The sequence below is a fragment of the Acinetobacter sp. KH_038 genome (assembly GCF_057839405.1).
In genome coordinates, this window is record NZ_CM174489.1 from 2889062 (window position 1) to 2902032 (window position 12971).

The following is a 12971-nucleotide window of genomic DNA, read 5'->3' on the forward strand; positions in this document are numbered from 1 at the left end:
AATTGACCCAGGCCAAAGCAGTTTAAGCCCAATAATATGAAGCAATTTGATAAGTCAGGAATGACATAAAATATGCCAGACCAAACAGGTAAACCGTCATGATACTGACCGTTTTCCAGGAACCCGTTTCACGCTTGACGGTCGCCAAGGTTGCCAGACAATGCGGTGCATAAATAAACCACACCAGTAAGGACAGGCCTGTTGCCACTGACCAGCCCAGATCACCACCACTGCTGATTAATGAAGATAGACCTTCAGACATGGCATCGTCATCTACAGCAGACAGCGCATAGACAGTACCGAGTGCAGCCACCACCACTTCACGGGCAGCCATCGCCGGAATCAGGGCAATACAGATCTGCCAGTTGAAACCGAGTGGCGCAAAAATCGGCTGCATCAGGTGACCGAGCATTCCAGCCAGTGAATAGTCAATGGCCGGCAAGGTTGCACCTTCAGGCGGTTGCGGAAAGGTGCACAAGAACCATAACACCACAGACAGCGCAAAGATGATGCCACCGACACGTTTCAGGAAGATTTTGCCGCGATCCAGCAAGCCGATCCAGACGTTTTTCAAATCCGGAAAACGGTAGCTAGGCAGCTCCATCAACAGCATGTGCTGAGACTTATCTTTATGAAAAAATTTCAGTACAAAAGACACCACCAGCGCACTCAGGATACCCGCCATATACAGGCCAAATAGCACCAGACCTTGCAGGTTCATAAAACCCCAGACGGTTTGTTGAGGAATAAAGGCTGCAATCAGCAAGGCATAGACGGGCAAACGAGCCGAACAGGTCATCAACGGCGCAACGAAAATCGTAGTTAAACGATCGCGTGGATCACTGATGGTACGTGAGGCCATGATACCCGGAATGGCACAGGCAAAGCTGGATAATAACGGAATAAAGGCACGTCCCGACAGCCCTGCCTTAAACATCAGCTTATCGAGTAAAAACGCTGCACGCGGTAAATAGCCTGATTCTTCCAGTACCAGAATAAAGAAGAACAGAATCAGAATCTGCGGCAGGAACACCACCACCCCGCCGGCACCGGCAATAATCCCGTCCACCACCAGACTGTTGAGCAAGGGATGGGCAATATATTCACCCAGGAATTCACCGAGCCAGCCAAAGAAGGTTTCGATGCCATCCATGAAGGGTGCGGCCCAGGCAAATACTGCCTGGAAAATCACAAACATCATTACCGCCAGACTAAGTAGACCCAGTACCGGATGCAAAAAAATCTTGTCGAGAAAATCGGTACGTTTGTCTTCCTGATCAATGAAATTGACCACATCACTCAGAATGGCTGCCACTTGCTGATGGGTATCGCCTTTCAGGCCGCTCAATTCAGTTTGCGGTACCGAGAACTTGCCTTGATCCAGGGCATTTTTCAGGTTTTCAATGCCTGAACTGCGCACAGCCACGGTTTCTACCACTGGCACGCCCAGACGTTCAGACAGTTTCTGGGTATTGATCTGCATGCCACGGCGGCGTGCTTCATCCATCATGTTGAGTACGACCAGAACCGGACGACCCAGGGCAATCATTTCCAGTACCAGACCCAGATGCAGCTTCAGGTTGGTGGCATCCACCACACACAAAAACGCATCCTGCTCCTGTTCCTCAGCAATTTTACCTTGCACCACATTGCGGGTGATTTCTTCATCCGGACTGGTTGCATTCAGACTATAGGTTCCGGGCAAATCCAGGACGCGGACTGCCTTGCCAGAAGGTAGCGTAAACGTACCCACCTTACGTTCAACCGTAACACCCGCATAGTTCCCGACTTTTTGGCGTGTTCCTGTTAAATGGTTGAATAAAGAAGTTTTACCGCAGTTAGGGTTACCGACAAGGGCAATACGTAATGTATCACTCATGCCGACACCGCCTGTTCAATTTCAATTTTAGCTGCTTCTGATTTACGCAAAGCAAAACGGGTAAATCCAACTTGAATCAAAATGGGATCTCCCCCAAAAATACCTTTCGTAATCACCTGTACTTTGGTACCAGGTACAAAGCCCAAAGTTTCCAGGCGACTCGCGACGACATCGTGTAGCGCACTTTCACCCTCAGTCGCTCGACTCACTTTCCGGATGATGGCAATTTGTTTTGCTTTTAAATCAGACAAACGCACCGTGAAAATTCCTAAACAATTTTGTACAGTATACAAACAAATGAGAATAATTAACAAATAAGATTAATTACATTCCAATTTAGCCTTATACCACATCGACACTGTCATAAAATTACACTACAGTGGAGAATACCAATGCAAATTATCGCTTTTTTAGATCAGATCCTTGCACCCTATGCTGAATAAAAAACCCCGTATCCCTGCTCCGGTTCAAATTCCGGAAGCCTTGAGCTATTTACAGGGTTTTCGTGACTATCTGATTGCGCAAACAGTCAGCCCGCATACCCGAAATGCCTATTTATCCGATTTGCTGCAATGTGCCGAATGTCTGGCCAAACCTTTGCCAGAATGGACTCATGACGATATTTCCGATGTATTGATTAACCTGACCAAACAGCAAAAAAGCCCGCGTTCAATTGCCCGCTGCCTGTCAGCCTTGCGTTCATTTTATAAATTTCTGCGGGAACAGAAACTGCGCAGCGACAATCCGGTAGCAGCGCATAAAACTCCAAAACTGGGCCGGGCCTTGCCCAAAGACCTCTCTGAAGCCGATGTCGAAGCCTTGATTCATGCACCAGATATCAACACGGCGCTAGGACTGCGTGATCGTGCCATGTTTGAGGTGCTATATGCTTGCGGACTACGCGTGAGCGAACTGATCAATTTACGTCTGGAACTGATCAATTTGAAACAGGGCTATTTGCGTATCGTGGGTAAGGGCAATAAAGAACGACTGGTGCCGATGGGACAAATGGCCTGTGAATGGGTAGAAAAATATCTGAACGAAGCCCGTCCGCAACTTTATAAGACTTCGACCGATTATCTGTTTTTAACCCAGCATGGCGGGATCATGAGCCGGCAGAACTTCTGGTATGCCATCAAGCGCTATGCCCTGCAAGCCGGGATTCAGTCCGAGCTGTCACCGCATACCTTGCGCCATGCCTTCGCCACCCATTTACTCAATCATGGCGCAGACTTACGCGTGGTGCAGATGCTTCTGGGCCACAGCGATCTGTCCACCACGCAGATTTATACTCATGTGGCGCAAGTGCGAATGCAACAACTGCATGCAACCCATCATCCACGGGCTTAAAACGTTTACAGGTCGAATAAACTGAGAAGTTTGACGTGATTGTATTTTTTTTTGTTATGCTAATGCTCTGTTTTTAGTCCAAGAAGAAAAGGGTTATTTATGACATTTGCCCGCTCAAAAGTTTTTATGGCTTGCACACTTGCTGCTGGTTTGGGGCTTAGCGCATGTTCCAATTCCACGAACAACGATAAAAAGCAAGATACGCTCACTGCAAGTGCACCAGCAACGGGCGAAGCCTCTACCCTGACCGAACGTAATGCCCAACAGCGCCTGGTTTCTACCCTAGAAAAGCATTTCAAGACTGCTGGCATCAGTGCCAAAATCACCGACATTAAAGCCACCGAAGTCCCGAACCTGTTCTGGGTTAGCCTGGAAGGCATGTCTGCGGTGTATGTCACCAGTGATGGCAAATACCTGATTCAGGGCGACGTGATCCGACTCGGCGATAAACAGCTGCATAATGTCAGTGAAAACCTGCAAGCCGGAATCAACAACAAACTCTTTTCTGAGCTGAAAGCAGAAGACCTGCTGATCTATCCGGCCACAGGCAAAGCCAAGCATGTGATCTATGTGTTTACCGATGTCAGCTGCCCGTATTGCCATAAATTCCATGAGCAAATGGATGAAATGAACAACAAAGGTATCGAAGTGCGTTATATCGCCTGGCCGCGCGGTGAACAGCATATGCCAGCCATGGAAGCAATCTGGTGCAGTGCCGACCGTCGCAGTGCCTTTGATCAGGCCATTGCCGGTGCACAGATCACTGCGCAAAAATGTGAAAATCCTGTTCAAGATCAATATCACATGGGCCTCAATATGGGCGTCAATGGCACCCCGGCAATTTATAGCTCAGAGGGCGTTTACCTGGGCGGATATCTATCTACCTCGGAATTATTGAAGCGGCTTAAATAACTCATTTTAATAAGTTATTTAACTTTAATTTATACATGAAGATATTCTGAAATGACCCTAGAGTCATTGCGTTTTTTTAGCTATGATCTAGGTTCTCGTAAAAAACTGATTATATTTGGAGTGTGACGTGAAACCAGTTCGTCTGGCAATCCTCGGTCTTGGTACTGTAGGTGGTGGTGCCTTGAAACTATTAAAAGAAAATGCTGCTGAGATTAAACGTCGCACCGGTCGTGAAATTCAAATTACTTATGTAGGTACCCGTCGCCCACGTCCTGATCTGGATCTGCCTGAATCGGTAAAGCAAAGTGCCGACTTCATGGATATCGTACGTCAACCGGATGTAGACGTGGTCGTCGAAGTCATGGGCGGCATTCACCCTGCTTTTGAAATCATCATGGAAGCCATGAAACATGGCAAACATATTGTCACTGCCAACAAAGCCTTATTGGCTGAACACGGCAATGAACTGTTTAAAGCAGCTGAAGACAATGCCGTGCAAATTGCCTATGAAGCAGCCGTAGCCGGCGGCATTCCAATCATTAAAGTGATTCGTGAAGGTCTGGCTGCCAACAAGATTGAATGGCTGGCAGGTATTATCAATGGTACGGGCAACTTCATTCTCAGTGAAATGCGTGAAAAAGGCCGTGCTTTTGAAGATGTGCTCAAAGAAGCACAAGAACTCGGTTATGCCGAAGCCGATCCAACCTTTGATGTGGAAGGTATTGATGCTGCACATAAACTGACTATTCTGGCGTCGTGTGCCTTTGGTATTCCGCTTCAGTTCGACAAAGTCTTTACTGAAGGCATTGGCAAAGTCACTGCACAGGATGTCAAATATGCAGAAGACCTCGGTTTCCGTATCAAGCACCTGGGGATTGCACGCCGTACCGATGCCGGAATTGAGCTACGTGTTCATCCAACCCTGATTCCTGAAGAAGAACTGATTGCCAATGTGAATGGCGTAAAAAATGCCGTTCTGGTACAGGCCAATGCGGTTGGCCCAACGCTGTATTACGGCGCAGGCGCAGGTGCAGGTCCAACAGCGTCTGCTGTGGTCGCAGATGTGGTGGATATTGTCCGTGACATCATTTATACCGAAGACGGTGCCGGGACCATTCCTCAACTGGCCTTTGAAGCCCTGACCGATTTACCGATCTTGAGTCGTGAACAAATGACCACCGGCTATTACATTCGTATCAATGCCGAAGATCAAATGGGCGTGCTTGCCGATGTCACCACGATTCTTAGTCGTGCCGGCATCAGTATTGATGCCATCATGCAGCAACCACGCTTAAAAGACCTTATTCCGATCGTGATTCTGACCGATCCTATCGTCGAATCAAAAATGGATGCAGCGCTCTCACAAATTCAAGCATTACCCGTCATCCATGGCGAAATTGTACGAATTCGTTTAGAATCGCTTGATAATTAATCGGGTTAAGGGGAGTATTTCCCCTGGCCAAGCTCTACACACAATTGGAACATCATCATGTCGAATGCCAATCGTTATACTGGTTTAGTTGACCGCTATCGCGACCGTTTACCAGTGTCTGCAACTACTCGTGCGATCTCTTTGGGTGAAGGTAATACTCCCCTGATCAAGCTTGAGAATATTCCACGTATTATTGGTAAAGACGTTGAAATCTATGTGAAGTACGAAGGCTTAAACCCGACTGGTTCATTTAAAGACCGTGGTATGACCATGGCCGTAACCAAAGCGGTTGAAGATGGCTCTAAAGCCATTATTTGTGCCTCTACCGGGAATACTTCAGCTGCTGCTGCTGCTTATGCAGCACGTGCCGGCATCAAAGCATTCGTGCTCATTCCTGAAGGCAAAATTGCCATGGGTAAAATGGCACAGGCCATGATGTATGGCGCGATCACCATGCAAATTCGTGGAAACTTCGATGACGGTATGCGTCTGGTCAAAGAAGTTGCCGATCAGGCTCCGGTAACGATTGTAAACTCAATCAACCCGTACCGTTTGCAAGGTCAAAAAACTATTGCTTACGAGATCGTTGAAGCTTTAGGCCGTGCCCCGGATTACCACTGCCTGCCAGTCGGTAACGCGGGTAACATCACTGCACACTGGATGGGTTATACCGAAGCTGTTGCAAACCAATCCAAGGAAGAGTTTGAGCAAGTTGTATATGATGCTGAAACAGATGCCTTCACTGGTCCTAAACCGGCAGGCTTGCCAATCATGGCAGGTTATCAAGCGTCTGGTGCTGCACCCTTCCTTCGTGGCGGTCCAGTAGAAAACCCTGAGACGGTTGCAACTGCAATCCGTATTGGTAATCCACAAAGCTTCAATCATGCCAAAGCAGTAGTTCGTGACTCAAACGGCTGGTTTGATGAACTGACTGATGCCGAGATTCTTGAAGCACAACGTCTGCTTTCTATGTATGAAGGCGTGTTCGTAGAACCTGCATCTGCTGCGTCTGTGGGCGGTGCGATTCGTGATATTAAAGCAGGTAAAATTGCGGAAGGTTCAGTGATCGTGTGTACCGTAACAGGTAACGGTCTGAAAGATCCAGATACTGCCATCAAACAATGTGCTGATGCCGTAATGTTATCAATCGATGCAACCATGAACCAGGTAAAAGATTCAATTCTGTCGAATATGTAATTTCTGCCAGAATCAAAAAAACCCTGCTGATGCAGGGTTTTTTAATATAGGGATGATTAAATACGTTTTGGTTGCTGAGTCACCCAGGTCATCAAACGGGTTGCATCATTGGTACGGGCCTGTGAGCTGTTGGCACCTAAAAGCACCACTGCCACCGGACGGTTATTTAAAGTGGTATGCATCACCACACAACGCCCTGCTTCATTAATAAAACCGGTTTTGGAAATATTGATATTCCAGCCACCATTACGCACCAGTGCATTGGTATTATTCGATTTCAGCACACGATAGCCCAAGTTAAAGTCGTAGCTCGGGGTGGTCGAGAACTGGCGAATCAGGCCGTATTGAGAAGCCGTATTGACTAAAATTCCCAAGTCACGCGCCGATGCCACATTTCCAGGATGCAAGCCGGTTGATTCCATAAAGCGGGAAGAGTTCATGCCTAAGGCTTTGGCTTTACTGTTCATCGCTGCAATAAATGCACTTCGGCCACCTGGATAGGTACGTGCCAAAGCGGCCGCTGCCGGGTTTTCAGACTTCATCAGGGCAAACAATAAAGCTTCAGCACGGTTCATGCTGTCGCCTGCTCTTAAGGTCGAGCTTGAGCTCTTGCAGCCTGCACAGGAAAAATCAGCCTGTTGTAGCGTGATTTCTTCTGACATGTTTAAACGTGCATCGGATATCACTACGGCGGTCATCAGCTTGGTAATCGACGCAATCGGGTAAGCCGTGTTGGTATTTTTACTAAACAGCACTTCACCCGTCTGTGCATCCATCACCAATGCGGCACGGGCATTTACAGAAGGTTGATTGCTATAGTTATTTGTATCAAAAATCTGAACTGCTTTTGCCGGTTGCTGCCCTACTCCTGCTGGCGCAGTGCTTGGTCCAACCTGACGCAAGGTGGTGGTGACCGTGGCTGAACCGGGTGGCGAAGGCTCATCAGCAGCCACACGAAAATCATCGCTCATCAGCTGATTGACTTGCTCAGATGACCAACTGATACTGGTTCCGCCCTCTGTCGTGCCGGAATTCATAATGATTTCAGCAAAACTTGTCGCACTCATGCTGACTAACACGGATAGGCCCAGTACATGCCTTAAAGACTTGTTTATTTTCTTCACTATTTCTTCACTCAACTAACAGAGGTAAGATTGATTTGCGTATTACCTCTAATATGCCTTACATTTAAACACATTGCAGAACAATTTTTGATCTTGACACTGTGTGATAAGTTTCAGATTTTATCTTGCGAATAGGATTGCTAATTTTGTACTTTCATTGCAAGCTTATTTTGCTTTATGTAACAAAAAAATGATTTTTTTAACAGAGGGAGAGCTTAGGTGATCACAGTTTTAGTTGTGGACGACCATGAATTAGTACGTACTGGAATTTGCAGAATGCTGGAAGACCATGCGGAGGTTCAGGTGATTGGCCAGGCTGAATCTGGTGAAGAAGCAATTTCTCTGGTTCGCCAGCATCATCCGAATGTGGTTTTGCTGGATGTAAATATGCCGGGTATTGGTGGAGTAGAGACCACACGGCGTCTGCTTCAGAGCGCCCCTGAAACCAAGGTGCTGGCTGTCAGCGGCCTGGCCGAAGAACCTTATCCTTCGCTGTTACTTAAAGCCGGGGCCAAAGGCTATATCACCAAAGGCGCACCGATTTCAGAAATGGTTCGCGCCATCAATAAAGTCATGCAAGGTGGTAAATATTTCAGTGCCGACATTGCAGAACAGCTGGCCAGCTCTTACCTTTCCGATACACAACAGTCGCCCTTTGATGCACTGTCAGAACGTGAAATGCAAGTGGCAATGATGGTGGTGAATTGTATCAGTGCTCAGGAAATTGCCGACAAGCTCTTTGTCAGCGTCAAAACCGTAAATACCTATCGTTACCGTATTTTTGAAAAACTGAATATCGATAGTGATGTCAAACTGACGCATCTGGCGATGCGCTATGGGCTGATCAAACCTTAGCCTTTGGCGAGTTGCGGTGCATATGGCACAAAAATCTCATTATTCTGAACTTAATCAATACCACTTAGGCATCTGGTATAGTGCCTATCGCCTGATTATCAGCACTGGCCTGCTGCTGATTTTTCTGCTGACGTATCCTGCACTCACAGCAGATTATCAATATCCACAGCTGTATTCTTATGCATTGGCAATCGGTGTTGCGGTGAATGCCGTGCAGCTGTTTGCACTGAAATGGGTAAAACGACTGATTCAGCAACAGCTGATCATGATTTTCTTTAGCGATGTCTGTGTCTTAAGTTTGCTGACTTTGGCAAGTGATGGGCCTAATCTGCAAATCGGGCTATTGTTTGTGATTACCATCTTTTCTGCATCGTTATTACTGGATGCAAAAAAGGCCTTGGTGGTCACTCTGGTTGCCGTGATTAGTGTTATTTATCAACATTTTATCGGCAGTATTTTTGCATTTTCCTCACTCAGCAATATCAGCAATAGTGCCCTGCTGGCCTTTCTGTTTTTTGTGGTGTATGGCACCGGACAAATCGCCGTGCGGCGTTTTCAGATTCTGGAAAACCTGAATTTTTCCCAATCGCTGGAACTGCATCGCTTACAGAATATTAACCGCTATATCCTGGAACAGATTGAAACCGGTTATCTGGTACTGGATGAAAATTATCATGTGGTACTGACTAATCCCGCGGCCTGTACTTTGCTGGGGATCGAAGCCAAGTATGCCTATGAAAAATTTAGCCTGTACCAGTCCCAGCCCGATTTATTCGAACTGATTCACTTTGAAACCCTGGAAAATGGTGAACGCTTTCAGTTTGAATCCCAGCAAAGTCGCTATAATATTCATGTGCAGGTACAAAAGCTGATTGTGCCGCATCAGACCCTGACTTTATTGGTGTTGCAGGATGCCAAAAAACTCAATCAGCAGGTGCAGCAGCTCAAGTTGGCTGCACTGGGTCAGCTCTCGGCCAGTATTGCCCATGAAATCCGCAATCCTTTGGCTGCCATTGTACAGGCCAATGATTTGTATCTGGATTCAGAAACTGAACAGCAACAGCTGCTTAACCAGATGATTGGCCGCCAGGCAACCCGGATTGACCGGATTATTCAGGACACACTGAATATGGTCAAAAATAAAGAAACCCATCCGGTACCGATCCATCTGAATGAATTTATCCCGTTATTTATCCAGGAAGATTTGGCCGATATTAGCGATCAGATTCAATTTAATATTGATGTGCCGCTGCTGATACAGTTTGATGAAGCACAGTTCCGGCAAGTCCTGATCAACCTGATCCGAAATGCCATCCGTCACAACTCGGGCGATGCTGCTTATATCCAGCTCAACATACATCCCTATGAGCATCGGGTCTGGATTGATGTCCGCGATTTTGGCTCAGGCGTGGCCATACATGATCAGGCCTTATTATTTAAACCTTTTTTCAGTACCTCGATTAGTGGTACCGGATTAGGACTGTATTTATCACATAGTTTTTGTGAAGCAAATCAGGCACAATTAAACTATATACAACAAGAACAGGGCGCATGCTTTCGCATTAGCTGCCAACGTATTACGGTATAAAGGGGTCAAGGGAAATGAGCGTGGAACAACAGCCACTGGTGCTACTGGTGGATGATGAAGAAGATTTGTGCACCCTGATGCAAATGTCATTGCTGCGCATGGGGATTCGTACGCATATTGCCCATCGTCTGCAAGATGCTAAAAAATGCCTTGCAGATCATCAGTATGATGCCTGCCTGACTGACCTGAACCTGCCCGATGGCAATGGTCTGGAGTTACTGGAATGGATTGGCAATCTTTATCCTGCACTTCCAGTGGCAGTTCTGACTGCTTATGGCAATATGGAAATTGCGATTGCAGCGCTCAAAGCTGGTGCCTTTGACTTTGTCAGTAAACCGGTCAATCAGAAACATCTGGAACAGTTACTGCAAAAAGCCCTGAATAAACCGGTAGATTATTCGCATAATAATCCCAATAATGCCTTGGAACATAAAATGCTGATCGGACAATCGATGCCGATTCAGCAATTACGTATTACCCTGCAAAAAATTGCCCGCTCCCAGGCACCGGTTTTTATTACCGGTGAATCCGGAACCGGTAAGGAAGTGGTGGCCAATCTGGTTCATCGCCTGAGCAATCGCAATGAAGGCCCTTTTATTGCCATTAACTGCGGTGCCATTCCAACCGAACTGATGGAAAGTGAACTGTTTGGACACAAGAAAGGCAGTTTTACCGGAGCAGCCCAGGACAAACAGGGTCTGATTCAATCGGCACATGGCGGCAGTCTGTTTCTGGATGAAATTGCAGAATTACCCCTGGCCATGCAGGTCAAACTGCTACGTGCGGTACAGGAAAAACGCATTCGCCCCTTAGGTTCAGACAGCGAAATTGATGTCGATTTCCGGATTATCAGCGCCACCCATCAGGATCTGGAAGCCTTGGTACAACAAGGCAAATTCCGTCAGGATTTATATTTCCGTATTCATGTGATGGATCTGACTTTACCACCGCTGCGCGAACGCGGTCAGGATATTCTATTACTGGCCGAACATTTTATTCAGAAAATTTGCCAGGAATGGGGCATTGCCAATAAAAAGCTGACCGAACGCAGTAAAGAGTTTTTATTGGGGCAATATTATCCCGGTAATGTGCGGGAATTGCGTAACATTATGGAACGTGCGATTACCCTGAGTGATGAGGAACGGATTGATCTTCAGCATCTGCAAAGTGCACCGCTACGTCATGCGCTCAGTAACGCTCAGGAGAGCACCACGCTCAATAGTGAGATCATTGCGACCGACAGCCTGATTGTGCCTAAGAAGCTCCCGGAAGAAGGCCTGGAGCTGTATCTGGAAAAGATTGAAAAAGAAGTGTTACTCAATGCGCTGAATCTGACCCACTGGAACCGGACACTGGCCGCAAAAAAACTCGGCATGTCGTTTCGTTCGCTACGCTATCGTCTGAAAAAGTTCGGACTGGACACTGAAGAAGACGAATAGTTATTTTTGCAGGAGCAGCAGGTCTGTGACGTGTTCCAGATAGCTCTCCTCACGCATTTCCTGCTTAAACGGATAGTTGAAATGCGGCTGCACCCCTCGCCCTTCGATCATCTGGCCGCTCGGACTGAAATACTGTGCGACCGTCATTTGCAAAGCAGAGCCATTACTCAGCGGGAACAGCTTTTGCACCACGCCTTTGCCATAACTCTGCTCACCGACCACCCAGGCACGCTGATGTTCTTTCATTGCTGCAGTAAAGACCTCAGCTGCCGATGCGGAACGGTTGTTAATCAGAATGCCGACTTTCAGATTCTGAAATTCAAAACTTGGCAGTGCCTGAAATTGCTGATTGCCTTCTGCACGGCTTTTGGTCGAAACAATCACGCCCTGATTCAAGAACAGATCGGCCGATTCTACTGCTGCAGAAAGTAATCCTCCCGGATTATTGCGCAGATCAAACATCACGGCTTTTAAGCGCTTGTCGGCATGGCTTTCAATCAGGCGTTTGATTTCATTGGCGGTATCTTGCTGGAAAACTTTGACCTGCAATACCAGTACCTGATTATTGTACAGACTGGATTTAATTTCTGTATCGAGCTTGGTATTGCGTACCAGACGCACCACCGGACTTTGCGGAGAAAGCTGTATGCTCAGCGTAGAGCCAACTGCCCCGCTCAATAACTGCCGCACCTGTTCCTGATTCAGGCTACTCAGCACCTGATCATCAATCTTATAGACCGTGACACCATTGCGCAGCCCCTGCTTGGCAGAATCGGCATCGGCACTTAGTCCCTGAACCATCCATTGCTTCATCTGCGGGTTAAACTGCAGATCGAAATCAATGCTGGCCAGATCGCCCTCGGTATACTCACGTAGCTGTTTATAATCTTCAGGAGACAAATAACGTGAATAGCGGTCCAAGCCACTGACCAGACCTTGAATCGCTTGCTGGAACAAGGCTTCGTCATTTTTATCTTGAATATAATTGTCTTTGACGATGCCGTAAATTTGTACGAATTCTTGAATGGATGCCACAGGAATTTCGGAATAGACCTGGTCATCCATTTGCATATCATCGAGTGCCGGCTCTTTTGAGCCCGCACCCCAGGCTAAATGGCTCAAACACATCAGCAAGCATGGTATTACAACAAACTTCCAATGTGTTCTTGCCATTTTTTACCTTTCTTATCAATCT

11 protein-coding genes are annotated in these 12971 nt (G+C 47.0%); 7 read left to right on the forward strand and 4 right to left on the reverse strand.

The features are described 5' to 3' along the window. Nucleotides 1–22: 22 nt before the first annotated feature. Both feoB and AC3IT7_RS13765 read right to left on the reverse strand, forming a co-directional pair. Complete coding sequence (gene feoB / locus AC3IT7_RS13760; RefSeq protein WP_475655158.1) at nt 23–1879, reverse strand: ferrous iron transporter B; 1857 nt, start codon at nt 1877–1879, stop codon at nt 23–25. Beyond that, nucleotides 1876–2136, reverse strand: a complete 261-nt coding sequence (locus tag AC3IT7_RS13765; RefSeq protein WP_475655159.1) for a FeoA family protein — start codon at nt 2134–2136, stop codon at nt 1876–1878. Before AC3IT7_RS13765 ends, feoB begins: the two co-directional genes overlap by 4 nt. Before the next feature lie 175 nt (nt 2137–2311). Here AC3IT7_RS13765 and xerD point away from each other — a divergent pair, with 175 nt between their 5' ends. From xerD to thrC, 4 genes are all read left to right on the forward strand, one after another. Beyond that, nucleotides 2312–3229, forward strand: a complete 918-nt coding sequence (gene xerD / locus AC3IT7_RS13770; RefSeq protein ID WP_489248832.1) for a site-specific tyrosine recombinase XerD — start codon at nt 2312–2314, stop codon at nt 3227–3229. Between the two features lie 99 nt (nt 3230–3328). Then, a complete protein-coding gene (locus tag AC3IT7_RS13775) occupies nt 3329–4141 on the forward strand; it encodes a DsbC family protein (protein ID WP_475655161.1) in 813 nt (270 codons plus the stop codon). 127 nt (nt 4142–4268) lie between these two features. Next, entirely contained in the window at nt 4269–5573 is a 1305-nt protein-coding gene (locus AC3IT7_RS13780) for a homoserine dehydrogenase (protein ID WP_489248833.1), read from the forward strand. 57 nt (nt 5574–5630) lie between these two features. Continuing rightward, nucleotides 5631–6770, forward strand: coding sequence for a threonine synthase (gene thrC / locus AC3IT7_RS13785; protein WP_489248834.1), 1140 nt, complete (start codon nt 5631–5633; stop codon nt 6768–6770). Nucleotides 6771–6826: 56 nt separating this feature from the next. On the opposite strand, the gene AC3IT7_RS13790 is transcribed toward thrC, so the two are convergent. Next, nucleotides 6827–7894, reverse strand: coding sequence for a serine hydrolase (locus AC3IT7_RS13790; RefSeq protein WP_489248835.1), 1068 nt, complete (start codon nt 7892–7894; stop codon nt 6827–6829). A 219-nt stretch (nt 7895–8113) separates the two neighbouring features. On the opposite strand from AC3IT7_RS13790, the gene gacA reads away from it, so the two are divergent. Genes gacA through AC3IT7_RS13805 form a run of 3 tightly spaced genes read left to right on the forward strand, consistent with a single transcriptional unit; the run spans nt 8114 to nt 11776 of the window. Further along, a complete protein-coding gene (gacA, locus tag AC3IT7_RS13795) occupies nt 8114–8749 on the forward strand; it encodes a response regulator transcription factor GacA (protein WP_005108454.1) in 636 nt (211 codons plus the stop codon). A gap of 22 nt (nt 8750–8771) precedes the next feature. Beyond that, entirely contained in the window at nt 8772–10337 is a 1566-nt protein-coding gene (locus AC3IT7_RS13800) for a sensor histidine kinase (RefSeq protein ID WP_489248836.1), read from the forward strand. A gap of 14 nt (nt 10338–10351) precedes the next feature. Beyond that, nucleotides 10352–11776 (forward strand): sigma-54-dependent transcriptional regulator, encoded by a 1425-nt coding sequence (locus AC3IT7_RS13805; protein WP_489248837.1) that lies wholly within the window; start codon nt 10352–10354, stop codon nt 11774–11776. On the opposite strand, the gene AC3IT7_RS13810 is transcribed toward AC3IT7_RS13805, so the two are convergent. After that, nucleotides 11777–12949: a S41 family peptidase gene (locus AC3IT7_RS13810; RefSeq protein WP_489248838.1), complete on the reverse strand. Its 1173-nt coding sequence runs from the start codon at nt 12947–12949 to the stop codon at nt 11777–11779. Nucleotides 12950–12971: the final 22 nt, after the last annotated feature.

Excerpts from the sequence above, each read along its gene's own strand:
- thrC (WP_489248834.1), top strand. The coding sequence starts at position 5,631 with ATGTCGAATGCCAATCGTTATACTGGTTTAGTTGACCGCTATCGCGAC.
- feoB (WP_475655158.1), bottom strand. The coding sequence starts at position 1,879 with ATGAGTGATACATTACGTATTGCCCTTGTCGGTAACCCTAACTGCGGT.
- AC3IT7_RS13805 (WP_489248837.1), top strand. The coding sequence starts at position 10,352 with ATGAGCGTGGAACAACAGCCACTGGTGCTACTGGTGGATGATGAAGAA.
- AC3IT7_RS13800 (WP_489248836.1), top strand. The coding sequence starts at position 8,772 with ATGGCACAAAAATCTCATTATTCTGAACTTAATCAATACCACTTAGGC.
- AC3IT7_RS13775 (WP_475655161.1), top strand. The coding sequence starts at position 3,329 with ATGACATTTGCCCGCTCAAAAGTTTTTATGGCTTGCACACTTGCTGCT.
- xerD (WP_489248832.1), top strand. The coding sequence starts at position 2,312 with ATGCTGAATAAAAAACCCCGTATCCCTGCTCCGGTTCAAATTCCGGAA.
- AC3IT7_RS13810 (WP_489248838.1), bottom strand. The coding sequence starts at position 12,949 with ATGGCAAGAACACATTGGAAGTTTGTTGTAATACCATGCTTGCTGATG.